Annotated in this window: 22 protein-coding genes; 11 read left to right on the top strand and 11 right to left on the bottom strand. The window is 63.9% G+C overall.

The genetic code is table 11. The annotated features are described in order from the left end of the window. Positions 1–29 precede the first annotated feature (29 nt). Genes C3E77_RS06665 through C3E77_RS06655 form a run of 3 tightly spaced genes read left to right on the top strand, consistent with a single transcriptional unit; the run spans position 30 to position 2,962 of the window. Positions 30–1,118, top strand: a complete 1,089-nt coding sequence (locus C3E77_RS06665) for a FecCD family ABC transporter permease (protein WP_108390912.1) — start codon at positions 30–32, stop codon at positions 1,116–1,118. A 24-nt stretch (positions 1,119–1,142) separates the two neighbouring features. Then, positions 1,143–2,144 carry an ABC transporter substrate-binding protein gene (locus C3E77_RS06660; protein WP_108390911.1) on the top strand — a complete coding sequence of 334 codons (1,002 nt, stop codon included), beginning with the start codon at positions 1,143–1,145 and terminating at the stop codon, positions 2,142–2,144. Then, the gene (locus C3E77_RS06655; RefSeq protein ID WP_108390910.1) at positions 2,141–2,962 is read left to right on the top strand and encodes an ABC transporter ATP-binding protein; all 822 of its coding nucleotides are present in this window, start codon (positions 2,141–2,143) and stop codon (positions 2,960–2,962) included. Before C3E77_RS06660 ends, C3E77_RS06655 begins: the two co-directional genes overlap by 4 nt. Positions 2,963–2,994: 32 nt before the next feature. Here C3E77_RS06655 and C3E77_RS06650 read toward each other — a convergent pair whose 3' ends face one another. After that, complete coding sequence (locus C3E77_RS06650) at positions 2,995–3,633, bottom strand: response regulator (RefSeq protein ID WP_335583241.1); 639 nt, start codon at positions 3,631–3,633, stop codon at positions 2,995–2,997. An 11-nt stretch (positions 3,634–3,644) separates the two neighbouring features. Further along, positions 3,645–5,366, bottom strand: a complete 1,722-nt coding sequence (locus C3E77_RS06645) for a GAF domain-containing sensor histidine kinase (RefSeq protein ID WP_162924933.1) — start codon at positions 5,364–5,366, stop codon at positions 3,645–3,647. Positions 5,367–5,918: 552 nt separating this feature from the next. Between C3E77_RS06645 and C3E77_RS06640 the strand changes: the two genes are divergently transcribed. From C3E77_RS06640 to C3E77_RS06630, 3 genes are all read left to right on the top strand, one after another. Beyond that, positions 5,919–6,368, top strand: coding sequence for an Hsp20/alpha crystallin family protein (locus C3E77_RS06640; RefSeq protein ID WP_146188044.1), 450 nt, complete (start codon positions 5,919–5,921; stop codon positions 6,366–6,368). 174 nt (positions 6,369–6,542) lie between these two features. Next, complete coding sequence (locus C3E77_RS15390; RefSeq protein WP_158270231.1) at positions 6,543–6,692, top strand: hypothetical protein; 150 nt, start codon at positions 6,543–6,545, stop codon at positions 6,690–6,692. Positions 6,693–6,914: 222 nt separating this feature from the next. Beyond that, positions 6,915–8,516: a thioester domain-containing protein gene (locus tag C3E77_RS06630; protein WP_162924932.1), complete on the top strand. Its 1,602-nt coding sequence runs from the start codon at positions 6,915–6,917 to the stop codon at positions 8,514–8,516. A gap of 62 nt (positions 8,517–8,578) precedes the next feature. On the opposite strand, the gene C3E77_RS06625 is transcribed toward C3E77_RS06630, so the two are convergent. The 5 genes from C3E77_RS06625 to trpD form a co-directional block, all read right to left on the bottom strand. Continuing rightward, entirely contained in the window at positions 8,579–8,869 is a 291-nt protein-coding gene (locus C3E77_RS06625) for a hypothetical protein (RefSeq protein WP_162924931.1), read from the bottom strand. A gap of 65 nt (positions 8,870–8,934) precedes the next feature. Next, positions 8,935–9,663, bottom strand: coding sequence for a dihydroxyacetone kinase phosphoryl donor subunit DhaM (dhaM, locus tag C3E77_RS06620; protein WP_108390903.1), 729 nt, complete (start codon positions 9,661–9,663; stop codon positions 8,935–8,937). Next, positions 9,660–10,313: a dihydroxyacetone kinase subunit DhaL gene (dhaL, locus tag C3E77_RS06615; RefSeq protein WP_108390902.1), complete on the bottom strand. Its 654-nt coding sequence runs from the start codon at positions 10,311–10,313 to the stop codon at positions 9,660–9,662. Before dhaL ends, dhaM begins: the two co-directional genes overlap by 4 nt. Before the next feature lie 58 nt (positions 10,314–10,371). Further along, the gene (dhaK, locus tag C3E77_RS06610) at positions 10,372–11,373 is read right to left on the bottom strand and encodes a dihydroxyacetone kinase subunit DhaK (RefSeq protein ID WP_108390901.1); all 1,002 of its coding nucleotides are present in this window, start codon (positions 11,371–11,373) and stop codon (positions 10,372–10,374) included. Positions 11,374–11,488: 115 nt separating this feature from the next. Further along, positions 11,489–12,556 (bottom strand): anthranilate phosphoribosyltransferase, encoded by a 1,068-nt coding sequence (trpD, locus tag C3E77_RS06605; protein ID WP_108390900.1) that lies wholly within the window; start codon positions 12,554–12,556, stop codon positions 11,489–11,491. A gap of 103 nt (positions 12,557–12,659) precedes the next feature. Here trpD and ctaE point away from each other — a divergent pair, with 103 nt between their 5' ends. Genes ctaE through C3E77_RS06580 form a run of 5 tightly spaced genes read left to right on the top strand, consistent with a single transcriptional unit; the run spans position 12,660 to position 17,922 of the window. Further along, the gene (gene ctaE, locus C3E77_RS06600; RefSeq protein WP_108390899.1) at positions 12,660–13,328 is read left to right on the top strand and encodes an aa3-type cytochrome oxidase subunit III; all 669 of its coding nucleotides are present in this window, start codon (positions 12,660–12,662) and stop codon (positions 13,326–13,328) included. 20 nt (positions 13,329–13,348) lie between these two features. Beyond that, positions 13,349–14,164 carry a cytochrome bc1 complex diheme cytochrome c subunit gene (gene qcrC, locus C3E77_RS06595; protein ID WP_108390898.1) on the top strand — a complete coding sequence of 272 codons (816 nt, stop codon included), beginning with the start codon at positions 13,349–13,351 and terminating at the stop codon, positions 14,162–14,164. Between the two features lie 42 nt (positions 14,165–14,206). Next, complete coding sequence (qcrA, locus tag C3E77_RS06590) at positions 14,207–15,289, top strand: cytochrome bc1 complex Rieske iron-sulfur subunit (protein WP_108390897.1); 1,083 nt, start codon at positions 14,207–14,209, stop codon at positions 15,287–15,289. Next, positions 15,286–16,911, top strand: coding sequence for a cytochrome bc1 complex cytochrome b subunit (qcrB, locus tag C3E77_RS06585; RefSeq protein ID WP_108390896.1), 1,626 nt, complete (start codon positions 15,286–15,288; stop codon positions 16,909–16,911). The genes qcrA and qcrB overlap by 4 nt, the downstream gene beginning before the upstream one ends. A gap of 24 nt (positions 16,912–16,935) precedes the next feature. Next, entirely contained in the window at positions 16,936–17,922 is a 987-nt protein-coding gene (locus tag C3E77_RS06580) for a putative RNA methyltransferase (protein ID WP_335583240.1), read from the top strand. A gap of 196 nt (positions 17,923–18,118) precedes the next feature. Here C3E77_RS06580 and C3E77_RS06575 read toward each other — a convergent pair whose 3' ends face one another. The 4 genes from C3E77_RS06575 to C3E77_RS06560 form a co-directional block, all read right to left on the bottom strand. Beyond that, complete coding sequence (locus C3E77_RS06575; protein ID WP_108390894.1) at positions 18,119–18,541, bottom strand: cytochrome c oxidase subunit 4; 423 nt, start codon at positions 18,539–18,541, stop codon at positions 18,119–18,121. After that, positions 18,541–20,271 (bottom strand): aa3-type cytochrome oxidase subunit I, encoded by a 1,731-nt coding sequence (gene ctaD / locus C3E77_RS06570; protein ID WP_108390893.1) that lies wholly within the window; start codon positions 20,269–20,271, stop codon positions 18,541–18,543. The genes C3E77_RS06575 and ctaD overlap by 1 nt, the downstream gene beginning before the upstream one ends. A 2-nt stretch (positions 20,272–20,273) precedes the next feature. Continuing rightward, positions 20,274–21,176: an aa3-type cytochrome oxidase subunit II gene (ctaC, locus tag C3E77_RS06565; RefSeq protein ID WP_108390892.1), complete on the bottom strand. Its 903-nt coding sequence runs from the start codon at positions 21,174–21,176 to the stop codon at positions 20,274–20,276. 173 nt (positions 21,177–21,349) lie between these two features. Next, a complete protein-coding gene (locus tag C3E77_RS06560) occupies positions 21,350–21,718 on the bottom strand; it encodes a HesB/IscA family protein (RefSeq protein WP_108390891.1) in 369 nt (122 codons plus the stop codon). Positions 21,719–21,753: the final 35 nt, after the last annotated feature.

Here is a 21,753-nt window from a genome sequence, read left to right as displayed (position 1 = left end):
CTGCGACGATGTCGCAGAAGGAGGCAGCCATGCCGAACACCGGCGAACGAACGCGTGACCGGACTCTCGCGGGATCCGTGCGCACAAACCGTCGACGGAGCGCCCTGTGGGGCGTGTCCCTCCTGTTTGGCCTCCTGGCTTCTGCCGTGCTCGCCGTCGGCATCGGGCCGGTCACAATCTCCCCCGGCACCATCCTCCAGGTCGTATCACACCACTTCGGCGCTCCGATCGGCGCTCCGGTCCCCCGCTCCGATGAGACCATCGTCTGGAACGTGCGCATTCCGCGTGTTCTTCTCGGAGCGGCCGTCGGCGCTGGTCTCGCGCTGTGTGGTGCGGCACTCCAGGCCATGGTGCGCAACGTCCTCGCCGACCCCTACATCCTCGGAATCTCGGGTGGAGCGTCGACAGGAGCCGCTGGCGCGATCCTCTTTGGCCTGGGAGCGGGAGTGGGACAGTACGCACTGCCACTGAGCGCGTTTCTCGGCGCTCTCGCCGCATCCCTCGTGGTTTTCTTCGTCTCCCGAACGGGAGGACGTGTCACGTCACTCCGCCTTCTGCTGTCGGGGGTCGCCGTTGGTTACGCGCTCTCGGCCGCAACGAGTTTCCTGATCTTCGCCTCTGACTCTGCTGAGGGGTCACGCTCGGTCATGTTCTGGCTGCTTGGGTCGCTCGGACTCGCGCGCTGGGACGTCGTTCTCGCGAGCGTTATCGCTGTGGTCGCCGTCACCCTCGCGATCCTCATGGTTAACGGTCGTCGCCTCGACGCGATAGCCGCCGGCGACGAGACGGCGGTCACACTCGGCGTCTCCCCCGCCCGCACGCGCGTCTGGATGCTCGTTGTCGTCGCGCTCTGCACAGGAGCTGTCGTTGCCGCGGCCGGCGCGATCGGATTCGTTGGCCTCGTCATCCCCCACCTTGCCCGCCGCCTCGTCGGTTCTGTACACAGCCGGATGCTGCCGGTCAGCGCTCTGCTCGGCGCAATGTTCCTGATCTGGGCCGATGCACTCGCCCGGACCGTCATGCAACCCCGAGAGCTGCCCATCGGCATCCTGACCGCCGTCGTCGGCGCCCCTTTCCTCCTCATCCTTGTTCGCAGAATGTACGCCCGTCGCCCCTGACCTCCTCCAAGGACTGGAATCACCATGAGCCGCAGCACCCGATTTCTCGCACCGATTCTCGGCATACTTGCCCTGGCCCTGACCGGTTGCGCAGCCCCGGTCACCGCCGCACACGACTCCACTCGCGCGGGTGATGGCACTACGACCTACCCGCTCACGATAGAGAACTGCGGCGAAACAGTGACCTTCGACCAGGCACCCGAACGCATAGTCCTGCTCGAGAGTGCGCCGGCGACGATTCTGGACGGCCTCGGCGTGCTCGACCGTGTCGTCTCCCTGGCCGGACCGTTTCCCGACGAGTACTACGACTCGGGACTTGCCGGGCGGATCGACGCCATCGATACGCTCTCCGACCGCATCGATGCTGCCGGTCACCTGACGATCTCGGCCGAAGTGGTGCTGGCCCAGGAGCCCGACCTCGTCCTCGGCCTCCCGGACGGCCTCACGCGCACGGGCTTGCTCGACGGCGGGTCAAACACCCTGGTCCAGCCCGTGTACTGCCCGACCGGGGTCGAGGATACATCGTTCGACTCCCTCTACGAACAGATCGAGATCTACGGCCAGATCTTCGACCGCAACGACGAAGCGCAAGAACTCGTGGCTGACCTGAAAGCGCGCGTTACAGATGTCGAATCGGCGACGGCGGATGCGCCGGAGCGGACAGCGGCCGTGCTGTATCCCTCTGCCGGCGGCGGGCCCCTCTACGCATACGGCCGGGCGTCCATGTCACAACCGCAACTGGAAGCGGCAGGATTCACCAACGTCTTCGACGACACACCGGAGCGCGTGTTCGAGGTGAGCATCGAAGAACTCATCGATCGCGACCCCGATGTGCTCATTCTGCTGTATCAGGGCGATGACGGCGGCGTCGAGGACGAGGTCAGAACCCTGCCAGGCAGCGACGCCCTCCGAGCACTCACCGAGAGCAATGTGCTGGTGCAGCTCTTCAACTTCACGGAACCTCCGAGTCCGCTTTCCGTGGTGGGTCTCGAGCGTATCGTCGAGCGATTCGGCACAGGATCGTGATCCTGGCTACCGGCGTAAGTCACGCGTACTCGGGCGTCGATGTTCTGCGCGACGCAGCGCTGACCGCGGCACACGGCGAAGTGATCGGCCTCATCGGCCCCAACGGCAGCGGCAAGACCACGCTCCTTCGCACTCTCTATCGCGCCCTCACCCCGGATCGGGGCACCATCCGCGTCGACGGTGTCTCGATCGACAGCGTGCGGCCGCGCGAACTCTCGCGCGCGCTCGCCGTCGTCGTCCAGGAGCCGGCCGGCGAGCTTCCGCTCTCGGTGACAGACACCGTGATGCTCGGCCGCATCCCCCACCTCGGGACGTGGCAGCGGCAGTCGCAGCGGGACATCGACATCGCGGCGGAAGCACTGGATCAGGTCGGCGCGGAGCATCTGGTCGATCGGGATTTCGGCGACCTCTCGGGTGGGGAGAAACAACGTGTTCTCATCGCGCGCGCGCTCGCCCAGCAGGCGACGCACCTGTTGATGGACGAGCCGACCAACCATCTCGACATCCACTTCCAGCACGAAATCCTCGCGCTTGTGCGTCAGCTCGGCGTGACAACCGTCGTCGTGCTGCACGATCTCAATCTCGCGGCGCGGTACTGTGACGGCCTGGTGCTGCTCGACCGAGGTGAAGTCGTGACATCCGGAACCATCGACGACGTCCTTCAACCCGCAGTGCTCGAGCCCGTCTACGGCATCCGGATGCAGCGGCTCGTGGCCGAAGACGGCTGTCCCCAGCTTCTCTTCCGCTCGCTCAGGGAGCCGCACCCGGGGACACACACGCACGGCAGCCGTGAGCACGTCGAGGCTCGCGTGCGCTAGCTGACCCGCCCGGGTGACGGCGGCTCTCGGCGTCAGCCGACCGGGCGGTCCTCGGCTGGACTGGCGTGCGCCGCTCCGTAGACCGCGGCCTGCGTGCGCCGCTCCATACCGAGCTTGGCGAGGAGCCCGGAGACATAATTCTTTACGGTCTTCTCGGTGAGGCCAAGCTTCCCGCCAATTTGCTTGTTCGTCATCCCGCCGGTGATGAGCCCGAGCACCTGGTGCTCGCGCTCGGTGAGGTGGGGCGCCACAGCACCGGTTTCGCGGTTGGCCGTACTGGCCACAAGCGTCTCCGGCGTCTGCCGCGGCGGGAGCAGAACGCGTCCAAGGGCCGCTTGCCGGATCGAGTCGAGCAGGCTGCTTCCGTGGATGCTCTTGAGCACGTATCCCGATGCCCCGGCCATGACCGCGGCGTTCGTTGCCTTCTCTTCCCCGTACGCGGTGAGAATGAGGCACCGCGTGTCGACGTGCTCCGAACGGATGCTCCGGCACAGGTCGATCCCGTTGCCATCCGGGAGGTTGACATCGAGGATCACGACATCCGGGTGAGTCGCTGCCACCCGGGGCAGCGTGCGGCGGACCGAATCGGATTCACCGACGACTGTCATGTCCCGCGCTCCGTTGATCAGGTTGGTCACACCGAGCCTGACGATCTCGTGATCGTCAACCACGAACACCCGGATCACTGGTCGCCCTGCTCACCGAACGAGACGTTCCAGTATGCCCGAGTGCCTCTCGGCTCGCGCGGTTCGAGAGTGAAGGTGCCACCGTGCCGCTCGGCGCGACGCGCCAGGTTGCCGGTGCCGCTTGCGCGCTCCACACGAGAGTCGACACCGATACCGTCATCGTCGACCGTGATCGACACACCTGAGTCACCCAGCTTCACATCGATCGCCGTCGTCTCGGCCTGTGCATGTTTGGCGACGTTTGTGAGTGACTCCCTGATCACCGCCACAACGTCATCGGCGAGGCGCCGCGGGATCACCATGTTGGGACAGCCGGAAAAGGCGACGCGGGGTGGCGAGCCCAGCGCCGGTGTGAGCTGGATAATGACGTCAAGGACGCGGTGGCGCACGCGGGTTGCGTCGGACGGCGGAGCCGATAGCCGGGTGAAAACGGCACTCCTGATGTCTGAAATTGCCGCGTCGATCTCCAGGGTGTGTGTGTCGATCGCCGCAGCATGCGTCGGATCGGAGGCAGCAAGAGCCTGAAGGCCGAGTCCTGTCGCGAAGAGGCGCTGGATGACGTTGTCGTGCAGGTCCCTGGCTATCCGCGCGTGGTCCTCGATGACTTCAAGCCGCTGTCGATCCAGCCTGGCCCACGCCAATGCGACGGCGAGTCCCGCCTGAACGGCAAATTCGGAGATCGTGTCTTTTTCTCCGCGCGTAAGGCCAGGGCCGCCTGGCTCACGGGCAACGCACAGCGCCCCGATGGCGCGTCCCGAGACGACGAGGGGCACGGCCGTCACCGGGCCAAACCCGATAGACCCGCCTGCCGAGCGAATCTCGTGTCCGCTCTCCGAACTCATGACGGTGCCGGAGACCACTGCCTGGGACGAGAGCGACCCGAGCGCCGGGAATACGGTCCCGACGGCCTTTTCGGACTGCACCCCGTCCGCCGCCTCGACCCTCATTTCGTTCTCGCCTGGACCCGGTACCACCACGGCAACCAACGTCGCCGGAAGAAGCATCGCGACCTTCGATGTCACCGCGGCGAGCACATCTTCGGCACCAGCGGACAACAGGGTCGACGCCACCTCGGAGAGCGCCGCAGCCAGCCGTTGTTTACGGCAGGTCTCTTCAAACCGCCGTGCGTTGTCAATCGCCACTCCCGCTGTCTCTGCCAGCTCCACAACGAGCTCCTCGTCCAGCTTGGTGAAACCGCCGTCACGGCGGTCCGCGAGGTACAGGTTGCCCAGGACCTCACCGCGAACCCGAACGGGTACACCGAGAAAGCTGCGAATGCTCGAGTTGCCCGGCGGGAAGCCCACCGATCGCGGATCCTCGCGGAGATTGTCGAGGCGAATGGGACCATGGCTTTCGGACACTGCCTGAAGCAGATCGTGGGTCCCGGGCTGAATATGCATCATTCCACCATCGACGCTTGGCGTCCCGGTCTGAATCAAGCGTTCGATGTGACCGTCGGGGTGAAGCACACCGAGCGCGCCGTATCGGGCGTTAACCAGGGTGGTTGCGGACTCGGCGATCCGTTTGAGCACGGAGTCCAGTTCAATATCTCCGGCTACAGCAACGCTCGCATCCAGGAGGCTGCGAAGTCGTCCCTGCGTCGCGCGGTCTCGTTCGGCCTCACGCCGCAGAGAACTCACCGTTCGCTCAAGCTGGGCCACGGTTCTCTCGAGATCGGAAAATCTCGCATCCGGCAGTTGAAAAACTTCGTCGATCATCGTGCCCCTCCCCCTGCTCATGGAGCACCTGCATTTTACATGCACGTCCACCACAAGACACTGCGTAATTTGGACACTGTTAGCGCGACAGTTGCCCTCCGTTCATTCTCATGAACGACTACTGTCGCGTCGGCAGTTCGATTGCGCGCGTTTCCCCGCGAGCCATCTGTTATTCGAGCCATCTTTTATTCTCTGCCCACGATGCCCTGCCCGGGTCGCGTCCATAGAGTCCAAAGTCCCGAACTCGCGAGGGACCAGAGGCGATCGACCCAGGCCGCGGTTGTTCGCCGGCGGTTGCGGTATATCCCGCCGGGGCACGCCTCACTCCCCACTCCCCCGGGATCACGCACGTGTCGGGCTCCGGCATGACCTACGGCTCTAGCCCCACGTGGTTCGGTAGGCGAGCGTTTTCTGTGCGCACGACCTGCCGGAACCGTGAGCCGCGCGTTCGGCACCTCGGACGCGCAACTGACGACCCAGGCGGTTTCCTCGTCCGCATCGTGAACAAAGCACACAATCGGATTGCCGGCGGTGATCCTGAAAGGCGACATCATGAAAAACAGTCTCGAGCGCTTCGATCCGTTTGCTGGCCTGGAGGCGCTGACCCGCGACTTCGAGGATGGCATCCTGCGCGCCTACCGCGGAAAGCTGCCAACGACGGATGTGTACACACGAGGGGATGACACACTCGTTGTGGAAGCGCACCTGCCCAACTTCGACGAAGACAACATCACGGTGAATGTCGACAGGGGTGCACTCGTGATTCAGGCGGAGCGCCACGAGAAGGACGAGGACAAGAAAAAGAAATACGTCCTCCGGGAAAGCAGCAGCAGCTTCTATCGCAGGATCGTTCTTCCTGAGCAGGCCGAGGAGCAGGACATCTCGGCCGAGTTCAAGAAAGGGGTGCTCACGGTGAACGTCCCGCTGTCAAAGGGCGCGTCGCCCCGGCAGGTTCCGATCGGTTCCGGAAGCAAAGGTTCCGGAGAGAACAAGGACGGCTGAGCGGAACGAGCACCAGACGAGGCAGTCCGTAATCACAGCGCGGCCGCGCTCACGCGAGGCCGCGCTGTGGCGTTCGTATCGACCAGCGGATGACGTTCGACTCTACGGGGCACGGATGGCTGACGAGAGAATCACCCGACGTCCCCGGATTCCGGGGCCCGTCGAAGGAGCACCATGAACGATTCAGTCATCCACCGTCCGGCTCTCATCGGTCCAGACGATCAGGAACTCCCCGTAACGCAGCCGCTCGATGTGACCGAAGTGGTTCACGCCCAGCGGCCGGCCGAGGCACCTGAAGAGCGACGACGACCCTCTTCCGCCTGAGAATCTCTCATACAACGAGGTACACATGAATGCGCCGCGCTCCACTCGACTCCGCCCGTCGCCCAGGGCCGCGTTCCGCGCAAAGTTGCTGGCGCTGTGTTCCCTTGCGTTCGCAATGTGCATGGGGCTCATGTTCTTCGCACCCAGCCCGTCCGCCCAGGCGCGGGTGAGTGACCGTCGCCCATTGCCGACCCTGTGTTCGGTCCGAACACAGACATCTATATGACCGGCTCCGGTGCGGGACTCACGATAGATGGTTTTCAGCCACCGACGGCGATCACCCAGGACCCGGCGGCGCCATACCCCACCACGGACCCGGCGGGATATGAATCGCTCAGCACCTTCGCGGGGATTATCAACACCGCAAGCATCGATGACCCCAGCCTCGTTGGAGAAATGTATTGCATCAACCTCCGGGTCTCCACCCAGACCGGTATCGGCTACGAGAGCGGGACGTGGGAAGAGACAAACGTTCCCAACATCGGTTACGTCACCTACATTCTCAACACCTACTACCCGGCAACGAGCCTGCCGGCTGGCCTCACCGACGACCAGCGAGCGACGGCCGTCCAGGCCGCGATCTGGTATTTCACCGACGGATACGTCGTGAGTTCGGCCGAGGCCGACATCCGGGCTGCAGCAGCAGCAATCGTCGCAGATGCTCAAACGAACGGCCCCGCCGCTGAGCCCGTTGCGCCGGAGGTCACAGTAGCCCCGCCGAGCGCAGCCGCTCCGATCGGTACCCCCGCCGGGCCATTCGTTGTCGAGGCCCAGGACGACGCCTCGCTCACTGTGTCGGTTCCCGCCGGCTCCGAGATGTTCAGCGACGCCGCCGCAACAGTCCCCCTGGCGAATCCAGGCACCGTGGCATCCGGGACATCGATCTGGGTGACGAATTCGGCCGGAGCCGCGAGCGAGACGGTGCTCTCTGCCCGGGCGGCCGTCACCGTCCCCGCCGGCCAGGTCTACCTGTACGACGGAAACAACCCTGACTTCACCGATGCTCAACGGCTGATCCTCGCGTCCACCACGGATCTCGAGGCGACCGCTGAGGCAACAGCCACCTTCTTCGCGGTCGGCGCGCTCACCATTCAGAAGTCCTTCGTCGGTGCCGCGGCGGGGACGCAGGGCCCGAGCCAGTTGCTCATCGACTGTGGTCCAGGCTACGTATTCACCGCGGACATTCCGGGTGGCACAACGAGTGATGAGGTGTTCGAGTTCGAGAACATTCCGGCAGGGAGTACGTGCTCCGTGACCGAACCTGTCCTCGGTACCAACACCGTGGCGGTCGTGACGTCTGACGCTCCGGTCGAGGTGGGAGTGCCTGAGACTGGCGCATCAGCGATCGTCACCAACACCGTCGAGTTTCAGCCGGGAGGACTCGAGGTCACCAAGGTGATCACAGGCGCGGCGGCAGGTAACCAGGGCGAGATCGTCCTGCTGATCGACTGCGGGGAGGTTCTGAGTGACTCCTTCGTGATTCCGGCGAACCAGCCCGCTGGAGAGTATGTCCGCGCCTACGCTGAACTGCCGGCCGGAACAGAGTGCACAGTCACAGAGAGCACCTCAGGGCAGTCGAGCGCGATCGAGGTGGAACCCGCCGCAGACGTCACGGTGACGATCGCCCCCGGCGCAGTCGCGGAGGCGGTTCTTACCAACACCGTGACGGCAGCGGACGGCTGGTCGCAGGGTAACCGACTCCCAGCCACCGGAGCAGAGCCCGCCCTTCCCCTGCTGCTGGCAGGCAGCACCGTCGGCGGCGGGTTGCTGCTCGTGCTGGCATCGGCTTTGATGCGGCGCCGGACGCGGGCAGCCCACGAGTGAGTTGAGCGGTTGACAGGACTGATCCTGTCACTGGCCGGCACGTGAACCAGCCAGTGACAGGATCAGTCCTTGTGAGCGGGCGGCGGAGCCGGATGCCGTTCCATGCCCAGTTCATCGAGCGGTGATGTCGTCTCCGGAATACGGTTGTGATCGATCGGCGCCGGGCAGATGAGAATGGGGTTCGACGTGCTGTGGTCGATGACGTGCTCACTCATCGGATGACCGCAGACCGGACAGGGCGCCGCAGCGCGCTCGGCCTCGATATCGCTCACTGCGTCGGACCCATGCCCGTCTTCCGTGACGGACTCGTTATTGCGCTCAGGACTCTGTTCGGCGTTCTCCGGCGTTGTCATGGCTGACATGCTACGCCCCATCCGCCGGGAAGCACGCTGCCATTCGGCACGTCCGGCGTGGCCAATCAGGCCTCGCCGAAACCTGATTCCACGAGGTCAGCGAGAGCATCGACGGCGTCCCGGCCGCGAGGATCCGCTGTCGCAATCTCGGCGACTTTTCCTTTCTGGAGACCGAGCGCCATGATCGCAAGGAGGCTCTTCGCGTCCCTGCCATTGACCGTGACCGGTGTGTCGAAGGTGCTCGCGAGCTTGACGAAGTCCGCCGCAGGGCGGGCGTGCAGCCCGTCACGATTGATGATCGTCACAGACCGGGAGTAGCCCCCCTCAGTCGCGGTCTCATCAGTCAGGCCGGCAGGAGCGGCACTCTCGCGGTCAGCGTCGCGGTTCCTGGTCGGGGAAGAAGAGGCCACGAAAACGTCGACCGCCGACCGGGCGGCAGCCTCGACACCGTCGAGGTCAGCCCCGGTCTGAGCGGCGACAGCGGCAGCAACCCCTCCCTCGACGAGAGGAGCGTCGATGATACGAACGGATGCCTGCTGGGCGTCGTCGAGGAAATCGAGAGCGGTCTCCGCGGTCAGGATGGCCGAGCCGAGATCACAGAGAATCACCACCCCATCACCCGAATCCGCCTGTGCCAACGCCCGGGTGACTTTGTCGAAGCTGGTTCCGATTCCGTCATCGTCGGTGCCGCCGGCGGGAACGAGGGACACGTTCGGCGCCATCTGGCCCGCGAGTTGCACGAGGCCACTGGCAATCAGTGCGCTGTGTGAGACAAAAACGAGCCCAACGCTCACGACGGCGTCTCCGTCGACGCTGCAGCGGTTGTTGCGGCTGCCCGAAGCAGGAGGGCGGTCGACTGAGCACCGGGGTCGCGGTGGCCGATCGCGCGCTCGCCCAGGTAGCTTGCCCTGCCCTTTCGGGCGACGAGCGGCTCCGTCGCTTCTGCTCCGCGTTCAGCCGCTTCTGCTGCGGCGGCGAGAACTCCAGCTTCATCCTGTCCCTCGGCCGCCGCGGCCGCTGCGGCATCAACCGCTGGCGTCCAGGCATCGATCATCGTCTTGTCGCCGACTTCCGCTTTGCCACGGAGGACGATACCGTCACGCGCAGCGCCCAGGAGCGAGACGACGGCAGCGGAATCGAGCTCTCGAGCCGACCCGACAGCGCCGGACGCCTTGAGGTACGCGGTTCCGAACAGCGGCCCTGAGGCTCCGCCCACCGTGGAGATGAGCGTCGTCGCGACGAGCTTCAGTACATCTCCCGGGGTTGCTTCGTCGGGAAGGTCGTCGAGTTTCGTGAGGACGGCGGCGAAGCCCCTGTCCATGTTCTCGCCGTGGTCACCGTCGCCGATGTCGCGATCCAGCGTGATCAGCTCGGCGCGGTGCTCGGCGATGACTGCCGCGCTTGCTCGAATCCAGTCAAGCGCCCACGGGGTTCCCAGAGCCATGTCGTTCCTTTCAGTCGGTTGCCGGCCGGCGCAGCTGCGGCGACACGGGTGATGCGGGTCAGCGTCCCCAGCGGAGCGCAGCGGTCTGGACAGGAGCATCCCACAGCTCGGTGAGTTCATCGTCGAGCCTGAGCACCGTCAGCGAGCAGCCCTGCATCTCCAACGACGTCGTGTAGTTGCCGACGAGCGACCTCGTGATCTCGATCCCCCTGCCCGCGAGCACCTCAGCGGCGTGCCGGTACACGATATACAGCTCAACCAGCGGGGTCCCGCCCATTCCGTTGACGAGCAGAAGCACTCTGTCCCCGGTGGCGAAACCACCGTCGTCGATAATCGGCCCGAGTAAACGGTCCACAATGCGGTCGGCCGGTTCGAGTGTGATCCTCTCCCGGCCGGGCTCGCCGTGGATGCCAATCCCGATCTCGATTTCGTCTTCGGCCAGTTCGAAGCTCGGCTCTCCGGCGTGTGGCACCACGCACGGCGTCAACGCGACGCCCATCGACCTCACATTGGCGTTGACCCGTTCGGCGACAGCAGCGACGTCATCGAGCGCGTCGCCGCGCTGGGCAGCTGCTCCCGCGATCTTCTCGATCAGGACGGTCCCGGCCACACCGCGACGACCGGCGGTATAGAGCGAGTCCTGTACAGCAACGTCGTCGTTGACGATGACGCTCCGCACCTCGACCCCGTCGGCCGCGGCGAGATCAGCGGCAGTTTCGAAATTGAGAACGTCGCCCGTGTAGTTCTTCACGATGTGAAGCACTCCGGCACCGCCGTCCACCGCGTGCGTTGCAGCCACGATGGGATCGGGGGTCGGCGACGTAAACACGGGACCAGGGACAGCGGCGTCGAGCATTCCAAAGCCGACGAACCCGGCGTGGAGCGGCTCATGACCGCTTCCTCCGCCTGAAACAAGGCCGACCTTGCCCGCGACAGGCGCGTCAGCACGAACGACGAATAGGGGGTCTTCCGACGCGCGCACGATGTCCGGGTGGGCGGAAGCGAAACCGGCGACCGCTTCGGTCACGACATTCTTCGGGTCGTTGATGAGCTTCTTCATTGAAATCTCTCCAGGTGACAAATAGGACGGAAAGAGCTACTTCCGCGGCCGGACGGCGGGTCAGACCGGCCCGAACCTCAACCTAGCCCCGAAGAGCCAGCGAGGTAAGGGGCCATCAGGACCCGAGAGGGTCGGCCGACGTCGCAGCAACCCACTCGTCGAGTTTTGCCGCAGCGCGCCCCGAGTCGAGCGCATCCCGCGCCACCTCCATCTGTTCCGCAAACCTGTCGAGAATGGAGACCTGCATCTGCGAAGGATCCTCGGCGAGACGGTAAGCAACGAGGCCGGCAGCGGCGTTGAGCAGCACGATGTCGCGGACGGCGCCCTTCTCGCCGGAAAGCACCCGGCGGACAACACCTGCATTGTGTTCGGGGTCGCCACCGACCAGTTCCGACATCTTCACGAGCGGGATACCGAGATCACGCGGGTCGAGGTCGTGTTCCGTCACGAGTCCACGACTGACTTCCCAGATGTGCGAGTGACCGGTGGTCGTGAGCTCATCGAGCCCGTCGTCGCCGCGGAAGACGAGCGCTGTCGCTCCCCTGGTCTGGAATACGCCGACAAACAGGGGCACCCGATCCAGCTGGGCGACGCCGACGGCGGATGCCTCGGGGCGGGCAGGATTGCACAGCGGTCCGAGGATGTTGAACACCGTCGGGATACCGAGGGCCGCCCTGACCGGCGCCGCGTGACGGAAACCCGGGTGGAACGCGGACGCGAACGCGAAGGTGATCCCCGTGTCCTGCAGTGAAGACGCCACCTGGGCGGCGGTGCGCGTGAGGTCGATCCCGAGTGCCGAGAGCACATCGCTCGCACCGGACACGCTGCTGACCGCGCGGTTGCCGTGCTTAATGACCGGCACTCCCGATGAGGCGACAACGACACACGCCATCGTTGAGATGTTCACCGTACCGAAGCGGTCACCGCCGGTCCCGACGATGTCGAGCGCCATGGAATTGACCGGGAGCGGAACCGCCTGCTCGAGGATGGCATCCCGGAATCCGACGATCTCATTGACCGACTCTCCCTTGGCGCGAAGCGCAACGAGGAACCCGGCGATTTGCGCGGGGCTCGCTGTCCCCCTGATGACGCCATCCATCGCCCACGTCGCCTCGGCCACGCTGAGGTCATCGCCGTTCAGCAATGTCGAGAGGAGTTGCGGCCACGTGACGGAATCAGACATGACTCCCAGCCTACCGAGCACCCCGAGCGACGCGAATTCACGGCACTTTCCCGGCCAAAAGTAAGGGTTCCCTAACTAAACACTTCCCCCTGAGAGGCTCCGAATGCGAAACAGCCGCCCGGATATCGGCCATAATGGAACAGTGACGAGCACCTCATTGAACTACGCGGCGAAAGCCCAAAAGATCAACAGGCCGAACCCTGTAGCCGTTGGCACCATTGTGTGGCTCGGCAGCGAAGTAATGTTCTTCGCCGGCCTGTTTGCCATTTACTTCACCCTTCGTTCTGTTTCCCCAGAGCTGTGGGAGAGCGAAACAGCGCTCCTGAATATTCCGTTCTCGACGACAAACACGATCATCCTCGTCGCGTCATCGTTCACGTGCCAGTTCGGAGTGTTCGCCGCTGAGCGGATGCGGCCGCGATCGGTCGGTCCGAAGCCGTCCCAGTGGGGCATGGTCGAGTGGTTCTTCCTCACCTATGCACTCGGTGCGATCTTCGTCGCCGGCCAGATCTTCGAGTACGCCACGCTCGTCAGCGAGGGCGTCTCGCTCTCGTCGAACGCGTATGGCTCGGCGTTCTACCTCACGACCGGATTCCACGGTCTGCACGTCACAGGCGGACTCATCGCGTTCCTGCTCGTCATCGGTCGCGCATTCGCCGTCAAGACGTTCGGTCACAAGGAAGCCACAAGCGCCATCGTGGTCTCGTACTACTGGCACTTCGTCGACGTGGTCTGGATCGGCCTCTTCTTCGTCATTTACGTACTGCAATAGAACCGGAAGACCTCACGCGAATGTTTAGGACTCACACCAGCTCCCCCCGCAAGGGCCGGAACACAGGGCGCCGCTCTCCACTGGCGACCACAGCGCTCATCGCCGCAGGCCTCCTGTTCACCGGGGGCGCGTACGCCGCGTTCTCGACGACAACGGCAAGCGCTGAAACCTCGCACGCTGCGACAGCGGCAACGGTCGAAGAAGGAAAGAAACTCTTCGACGCCAACTGCGCCAGCTGCCACGGTCTCGCCCTCGAGGGCACCGACGCCGCTCCGAGCCTCATCGGCGTCGGCGCAGCATCGGTCGACTTCCAGGTCGGAACCGGTCGGATGCCGCTGCAGCAGCAGGGCCCGCAGGCCCCGCAGAAGCCACCGCAGTTCACCGAAGAGCAGACCCTCGCCCTCGCGAAGTACGTTGCGACGACGGGCCCCGGCCCCGGCATTCCCGACGAAGATCTCCTGCACGGCGATGGCGACGCCGCCAATGGTGCCGAGCTCTTCCGGATCAACTGCGCAATGTGCCACAACGTTGCAGGCGCGGGTGGAGCGCTGACCGAGGGTAAGTACGCCCCTCCCCTGACCGGTGTTGACCCCGTTTACATTTACGAAGCCATGGTGACCGGCCCGCAGAACATGCCGGTATTCAATGACGCGAACCTCACCCCGGAGGACAAGCGCGACATCATCACTGCGCTCAAATTCACCGAGGAGAATTCCACCGTCGGCGGAAACGCCCTGGGAAGCCTCGGCCCTGTTGCTGAAGGACTCTTCATCTGGATCTTCGGTCTCGGGACAATCGTCGCGTTGACCGTATGGATCACGGCGCGTTCAAACTAAGCAACACAGCAATGACTTTGCGCAGAACTACGAAGGAGCACAATGGCACAGGACGGTAACAGCGGCACGGAACTCGCCGCTGCCGACTCGTCAGACCACGGCCACGGCACTGAAACTGCCGTCGGTACGGCGGTTGTGGCCACGGACGCGATCGCCAACCCGGGGTTTCCCCCGCACCGGCCGCGAGTAACGGATCTTGACCCCAAGAAGGAAAAGCAGGCGGAACGAACCGTCTACACCCTCTTCTACCTGTCGGTAGCGGGAAGCATCTGGGCGATTGCCGCCTACATGATGTTCCCCATCGAACCCGAAAACCTCGAATCGGTTCGACTGAACAACCTCTTCATCGGTCTCGGACTCGCGCTGGCACTGCTCGCGCTCGGTATCGGAGCGGTTCACTGGGGCAAGGCGCTGATGGCCGACCACGAGGGTGTCGATATGCGTCACCCTGTACGCGGTTCGGACGAAACGCGGGCACGTGCCGTCGAGATCTTCCAGGAAGCGAACGAAGAATCAGGCTTCGGCCGGCGCTCGCTCATCCGGAACAGCCTCATCGGTGCACTCGTCGCGTTCCCGCTCCCCGCCGTTGTTCTGTTCCGCGGGCTTGCTCCCGAAGGTCAGAACCCCGTCACCCTCCTCGAGCACACGATGTGGAAAGAGGGCGACCGCCTCGCCAGTGACCCGTCGGGTCTGCCGATCAAGGCATCCGATGTCACCGTCGGCTCGGTCTTCCACGTCATCCCTGAGTCGCTCGCCAGCGTCGGACACAGCGAGGGCTACCTCGAGGAGAAGGCGAAAGCCATTGTTCTCCTGATGCGCCTCAAGCCTGAGGACCTCAACGAGGCTCCCGATAAAAAAGACTGGTCGTACGACGGCATCGTCGCATACTCGAAGGTCTGCACCCACGTTGGATGCCCCGTCGCACTGTACGAGCAGCAGACGCACAACCTGCTCTGCCCCTGCCACCAGTCGCAGTTCGACGTCACCAACCACTGCGCCGTGATCTTCGGTCCGGCCGCCCGTCCCCTTCCGCAGCTTCCGATCGCTGTTGACGACGAGGGCTACCTCGTCGCACAGAGCGACTTCCACGAACCTGTTGGCCCAAGTTTCTGGGAGCGTCATTGAACACCGTCACGGCCCCGGCCGACACTGAAAAGGCACCAGCCAGGAAGTCCGGCGGTTTCACCGCCGCGGCTTCCAACTACCTCGACGAGCGCACGAGCATCTCGACAGCGGTCAAGGAGCTCGGTCGCAAGATCTTCCCGGACCACTGGTCGTTCCTGCTCGGTGAAGTCGCGCTGTACAGCTTTGTCATCATCCTGCTGTCCGGTACCTTCCTCACCTTCTTCTTCCAGGCGTCGATGGCCGAGGTCCACTACGAGGGCTCGTACGTCCCGCTGAAGGGTGTCGAGATGAGCGCCGCAATGGCGTCGACTCTCGACCTCTCCTTCGACATCCGCGGTGGCCTCCTGATGCGCCAGGTACATCACTGGGCCGCCCTGCTGTTCGTGGCGTCCATCGGCCTGCACATGCTGCGCATCTTCTTCACCGGTGCGTTCCGCAAGCCGCGTGAACTCAACTGGGTGATCGGCTTCGTACTCTTCATCCTCGCGATGGCCGAAGGATTCACCGGGTACTCGCTTCCCGATGACCTGCTGTCCGGTAACGGTCTCAGGATCATCGACGGCATGGTCAAGGGCATCCCGCTGATCGGAACCTGGACCTCATACCTGCTCTTCGGTGGAGAGTTCCCCGGAACCGACATCGTGGGCCGTCTGTACTCCCTGCACATCCTGCTGCTTCCCGCGATGGTGCTGGCGTTCATCGCCCTCCACCTGCTGTTCGTTGTTGTGCACAAGCACACCCAGTACTCGGGCCCGGGTCGCACCGAGCAGAACGTTGTTGGATTCCCCGTCCTCCCCGTTTACGCGGCGAAGGCCGGCGGATTCTTCTTCATCGTCTTCGGTGTCGTCATGCTCATCGCGTCGCTCTTCACGATCAACCCGATCTGGAACTACGGCCCGTATGACCCGTCACCGGTCTCCGCTGGTACCCAGCCTGACTGGTACATCGGCTTTGCCGACGGTGGCTTGCGCCTCGCCCCGTCGAACATGGACCTGGTGTTGTTCGACCACACCTTCTCGTTCGGGATCCTGCTGCCCCTCGCGGTCATCGGCATCTTCATCGTCGCCGTCATGCTCTACCCGTTCCTCGAAGCGTGGATCACCGGCGACAAGCGCGAACACCACATCCTCGACCGTCCGCGCAACGCCGCTACCCGCACCGCCATCGGTGCAGCGGGTGTGACGTTCTACGCGGTCCTCTGGGCCGCGGCGAGCTCGGACATCATCGCGACGCACTTCCACGTCACGATGGAGGGCGTCATCCGCACGCTCCAGGTGCTCCTCTTCCTTGGTCCGGTCATCGCGTACTTCGTTGCCAAGCGAATCTGCCTCGGCCTCCAGAAGAAGGACCGCGAGATCGCGCTGCACGGCTTTGAGTCCGGTCGCATCGTCCGCCTCCCCGGTGGCGAGTACATCGAGGTTCACGAGCCCGTGTCCGATTACGAGCGCTGGAAGCTCGTGAGCTACGACGACTACAAGCCGCTCATGATCCGCCCGAACGCTCGCGGCAAGATCACGGCAGCACAGAAGCTCCGCGCCGGGTTCTCCCGCTGGTTCTTCGAAGACCGCATCGCGCCAGTGTCGAGGACTGAAATCGAGTCATCGCACGGCGACCAGCACTAAATCACTACTCACGAACGGGCAACGTTGACTCTCCGACATTTGGCGGAGGGGCTTCGTTGCCCGTTCTGCTTTTCCCAGCGGGCAGAGGAACGCCGCCTGTCCCCCGTCGATCATCTCGTGATCGGGTGTGACGCCGGGCATCGGTTCGACGTCAACAAGCGGGGCTACGTCTCCTTGCTGCCTGCATCGACCCGCGTCACCGGCGACAGCCAGCAGATGCTCGATGCCAGGGCACGCTTCTTCGAGACGGGTGCGTTTGATCCGATCGCGGATGCCGTCGCCTCGGCCACTGTCGACGCGTGGGCGTCCCGCACCACCGATCCCACAGCCCCAGCTGCTGCGGGCGCTGACGCCCCCTGGCTGCCCCGGATCGCCGAGTTGGGCTGTGGCACGGGTTTCTACCTGTCCCGAGCCGTAGCCGGCCTTACGGGCGCCGGATCGAACGATATCCTTCCCGTCGCCGCTGACCTCTCGCCCTTCGCGGTCCGGATGGCCGTGCGCGCCGTTGGGTCGGCCGGTGGCGTCGTGCTCGACGTGTGGCAGCCACTCCCATTTCTCAGCGAATCGGTAGCAGGTATCCTCAGCGTGTTCGCGCCGCGCAACCTGCCGGAGTTCGCGCGCGTGCTCGACGCCGGCGGTTTCCTGGTCGCGGTCGTGCCGACAACGCGGCACCTGCAGGAGATCAGGGCCGAGGGCCGGGCCATCGGCATCCCCGACGGCAAGCCAGAGGCGCTGACGGATGCCGCGTCGCCCTGGTTCAGCGAGGAGAACCGGGCCCTCGTCGAGTTCGAGATGCAGCTCACGTCAGTCGAGCTCGACGCACTGATCGGGATGGGCCCCTCGGCGCACCATACGGAGTCCCCGACCAGCACAGCGGAACAGCCAGGCGTCGCGCGGCACGACTCTGAGACGCCCGACGCGGCCCAGGCGGAGTCCCGCCGCGTGACGGCATCCGTCACCGTGCTCACGTATCGTCGACGGCCGGCCGTCGAGGCGTCCGATACCGCCTAACCTGGTCGGCGCTCCTGAGTGCCGTAGAGGCGCCCTGAGTGCCGGCCGCGTTGTGCCGCGCCGCGTGATCTTGTGCTGGAGCCGGCCGGTGAGTCTCCATCGCCCACGTGCCGGTGCATCATCCGTTCTCGGGTACGCAAAAGGGCCACACACATTTCTGTGTGTGGCCCTTCTGCGTAGTGCAGTGCGGACGTATCTACCTGGCGTGGAAGCCGCGGTAGAACTCGTAGGTCCACCCGACGATCGCGATGAGCAGAAGCGGTGCAGCGATGAACGAGATCCAGAACCCGATCGAGAGACCGAGCATCATCAGCGCGCCACCGGCGGCCATGATGATCGGCCACCAGCTCCAGGGCGCGAAGTGACCGAGTTCAGGGTCACCGTCATCGATGTTCGCGGTCAGGGTGTCTTCCGGCAGTTCTCCACCCTGGTGGCGGTGCACCCGGCTCAGGTAGAAGCCGACGAACGTCGCCAGGATGGCCGACAGCGCAAGCGCAGTGGTTCCTGCCCATTCGATGGTGCCGTATCCCGGATCGGTCAGACTCCAGAAAACGTAGACGCCCGTGATGAACGCGAAGAAAACCGCGAGGATCCAGAAGAGGTTGACGTTAGCCTTCATTACTTCACTTCACCTTCGGAACGGTCATAGGTCGGAGCATCTGGTGCGTCCTTGGCAGGACCGACACCGACCGGGATACCCGCTTCGGGGTGGTTCAGGTCGAAGGCGGGCCGCTCGGAGCGGATCCGCGGGATCGACGTGAAGTTGTGACGGGGCGGCGGGCAGGAGGTCGCCCACTCGAGCGATCCGCCGTAGCCCCACGGGTCGTTGACCGTGACCTTCGGCGCCTTGCGGGCCGTGATGTACACGTTGAGGAAGAACGGCAGCATCGAGAGCGCCAGAATCATGGCACCAACGGTCGACAGCTGGTTCATCCAGGTGAAGCCGTCTTCCGGCGAGTAGGTCGCGTAGCGACGCGGCATACCCATCACTCCGAGCCAGTGCTGGATCAGGAACGTGGTGTGGAACCCGATGAACAGCAACCAGAAGTGCCAGTAACCGAGCTTCTCGTTGAGCATCTTGCCGGTCCACTTGGGCCACCAGAAGTAGAACCCACTGAACATCGCGAACACCACGGTGCCGAAGACGACGTAGTGGAAGTGGGCGACGACGAAGTAGGTGTCAGAGACGTGGAAGTCCAGCGGAGGCGACGCGAGGATCACACCGGTGAGTCCACCGAAGGTGAACGTCACGAGGAAGCCGATAGCCCAGAGCATGGGCGTCTCGAATGTCACCGATCCGCGCCACATGGTGCCGATCCAGTTGAAGATCTTCACACCGGTGGGAACAGCGATGAGCATTGTCATCAGCGAGAAGAACGGCAACAGGACGGAGCCGGTGACGTACATGTGGTGAGCCCACACCGTGACCGACAGTGCTGCGATCGAGATCGTCGCGTAGACAAGGGTCTTGTACCCGAAGATCGGCTTGCGGCTGAAGACCGGGAAGACCTCGCTGACGATTCCGAAGAACGGCAGCGCGATGATGTACACCTCTGGGTGGCCGAAGAACCAGAAGAGGTGCTGCCAGAGGATCACTCCCCCGTTTTCCGGGTCGTACACGTGGGCGTCGAAGACGCGGTCAGCACCGAGGCCGAACAGCGCAGCGGCGAGCACGGGGAACGCCATCAGCACCAGGAGTGAGGTGACGAGCGTGTTCCACGTGAAGATCGGCATCCGGAACATCGTCATGCCGGGGGCACGCATCGTGATGATCGTCGTGATGAAGTTCACACCACCGAGGATCGTTCCGAAGCCCGAGAGCGCGAGGCCGAGAACCCAGAGGTTTCCACCGACGCCGGGAGAGAAGGTCGTGCTCGACAGCGGCGCGTACGCAAACCAGCCGAAGGATGCCGCACCCTGAGGGGTGAGGAAGCCACCGATTGCGAGGAGGCTGCCGAAGAGGAAAAGCCAGAACGCGAAGGCGTTCAGTCGCGGGAACGCGACATCCGGTGCACCGATCTGCAGGGGCATCAACACGTTGGCAAAGCCTGCGAAGAGCGGCGTCGCGAACATGAGCAGCATGATCGTTCCGTGCATCGTGAACAGCTGGTTGTACTGTTCCTTCGTCTCGAGCAGGTTGAGGCCCGGTTCGAAGAGCTGTGCGCGGATGATCAGTGCCATCACGCCGCCGATGCAGAAGAACACGAAGGACGCAATCAGGTACATGTACCCGATCGTCTTGTGGTCAGTGGATGTGATCCAGTTGACCAGGACGTTTCCCTTTTTCTCGACGCGGGTGCTGTTGACAACCCGAGCCTGTCCGGCGGGAAGCTCAATAGTAGTAGCCATGATTATTCGCCCTCTCCTTCTCGGACGGGCGCGTCTACGCCTGGCAGATTGCTGTTTCTGTCGTACTCGGAGCCGTAGTCGCCGACGTTGCCTTCTTCAGCGAGCCCGCGAACGTACTCATCGTAGGTTTCCTGGTCAACGACCTCGACGTTGAAGAGCATGAGCGAGTGGTATTCACCACAGAGCTCGGCGCACTTGCCCGCGTAGGTTCCCTCACGCTGAGGCGTGATCGACATGTAGTTGGTTGCACCGGGGAACATGTCCTTCTTGTAGAGGAAGTCGATGACCCAGAACGAGTGAATGACGTCGCGCGACTCGAGCGCGATCTTGACGTCAGCACCAACGGGGAGATACAGGGTCGGCAGCTGCTCCTGGTCGATGGTGCCCGCTGGGGCGCCTTCTTCTTCCTGAGCCTGGATGCCAACGGACCACACGTCTTCGCCGTCAACGGCATCCGTGTAGATGAAGTCCCACGCCCACTGCTTCGCGAAGACCTGGATTTCGACGTCCGGGTTTTCGAACTGAGTCTCGATGATCTCCTGGTCACGCGCGGTGAACGCGAAGAAACCGAGGACGAGGATCAGCGGCACGATCGTGTAGAAGATCTCGATCGGCATGTTGTAGCGCATCTGGACGGGCAGGCCGGTCTGGCCCTTGCGCCGGCGGTAAACGATGATTGCCCAGAGCGTGAGTCCCCAGGTGAGAAGACCGACGCCGAGAAGGACTATCCATGAGGTCACCCACAGACCGGCAACACGCTCTGTGTTGTTTGTTACGGGCGGTTCACCCTCCAGGAATCCTGGAAGATAACCGTGAAGTTCGGCCTGGGTACAGCCGGCCAGAACCACGGCAAGCGTGATGGCAACCGGTATAGCAGCCCATCGGAGTCGACGATTCGAGCGCACCTGGGACCTTTCGATGACAGTGTTATTTCAGCTTTCAGTCTAGCCCGATTGACGCCACCGCTCTCGACCAATTGGGCCGTGGCACCGCGAATTCCGCCGGTGGACCCCGGTTAAAAGAAGCAGGGGACCCGCCACACGTGGCGTGTCCCCTGCACGATTTGCTGAATATTCGCTTAGTGGAAGCTGTCTCCACACGCGCAGCTTCCGCCGGCGTTCGGGTTATCGATGGTGAATCCCTGCTTCTGGATGGTGTCTTCGAAGTCGATCGAGGCACCGTCAAGGTAGGGAACGCTCATCTTGTCGACGATAACTTCGACGCCACCGAAATCGGCTGTCGCGTCGCCGTCGAGCACGCGCTCATCGAAGTAAAGCTGGTAAATGAGCCCGGAACAGCCGCCGGGCTGAACGGCGACCCTCAACCGCAGGTCGTCCCTGCCCTCCTGCTCGAGGAGGCTCCTCACCTTGGCGGCAGCGGTATCGCTGAGGCCTACCCCGTGGGTGGCGGGCTGCGGCATGGTGGATGTCAGCGTTGTGTCGCTCATGACTCTCCTCGGTAGTGGACTGACCTGTCGTTACA

It is taken from the genome of Mycetocola zhujimingii (genome assembly GCF_003065425.1).
Lineage (GTDB): Bacteria > Actinomycetota > Actinomycetes > Actinomycetales > Microbacteriaceae > Mycetocola_A > Mycetocola_A zhujimingii.
Note: the sequence above shows the minus strand (reverse complement) of the source record. Positions and strands in the feature narration are given on the sequence as shown.

Coding starts and splice junctions, on each gene's coding strand:
- C3E77_RS06665 (WP_108390912.1), top strand. CDS start 30: ATGCCGAACACCGGCGAACGAACGCGTGACCGGACTCTCGCGGGATCC.
- C3E77_RS06660 (WP_108390911.1), top strand. CDS start 1,143: ATGAGCCGCAGCACCCGATTTCTCGCACCGATTCTCGGCATACTTGCC.
- C3E77_RS06645 (WP_162924933.1), bottom strand. CDS start 5,366: ATGATCGACGAAGTTTTTCAACTGCCGGATGCGAGATTTTCCGATCTC.
- C3E77_RS06640 (WP_146188044.1), top strand. CDS start 5,919: ATGAAAAACAGTCTCGAGCGCTTCGATCCGTTTGCTGGCCTGGAGGCG.
- C3E77_RS15390 (WP_158270231.1), top strand. CDS start 6,543: ATGAACGATTCAGTCATCCACCGTCCGGCTCTCATCGGTCCAGACGAT.
- C3E77_RS06630 (WP_162924932.1), top strand. CDS start 6,915: ATGACCGGCTCCGGTGCGGGACTCACGATAGATGGTTTTCAGCCACCG.
- C3E77_RS06625 (WP_162924931.1), bottom strand. CDS start 8,869: ATGACAACGCCGGAGAACGCCGAACAGAGTCCTGAGCGCAATAACGAG.
- dhaL (WP_108390902.1), bottom strand. CDS start 10,313: ATGGCTCTGGGAACCCCGTGGGCGCTTGACTGGATTCGAGCAAGCGCG.
- dhaK (WP_108390901.1), bottom strand. CDS start 11,373: ATGAAGAAGCTCATCAACGACCCGAAGAATGTCGTGACCGAAGCGGTC.
- trpD (WP_108390900.1), bottom strand. CDS start 12,556: ATGTCTGATTCCGTCACGTGGCCGCAACTCCTCTCGACATTGCTGAAC.
- ctaE (WP_108390899.1), top strand. CDS start 12,660: ATGCGAAACAGCCGCCCGGATATCGGCCATAATGGAACAGTGACGAGC.
- qcrC (WP_108390898.1), top strand. CDS start 13,349: ATGTTTAGGACTCACACCAGCTCCCCCCGCAAGGGCCGGAACACAGGG.
- qcrA (WP_108390897.1), top strand. CDS start 14,207: ATGGCACAGGACGGTAACAGCGGCACGGAACTCGCCGCTGCCGACTCG.
- C3E77_RS06575 (WP_108390894.1), bottom strand. CDS start 18,541: ATGAAGGCTAACGTCAACCTCTTCTGGATCCTCGCGGTTTTCTTCGCG.
- ctaD (WP_108390893.1), bottom strand. CDS start 20,271: ATGGCTACTACTATTGAGCTTCCCGCCGGACAGGCTCGGGTTGTCAAC.
- C3E77_RS06560 (WP_108390891.1), bottom strand. CDS start 21,718: ATGAGCGACACAACGCTGACATCCACCATGCCGCAGCCCGCCACCCAC.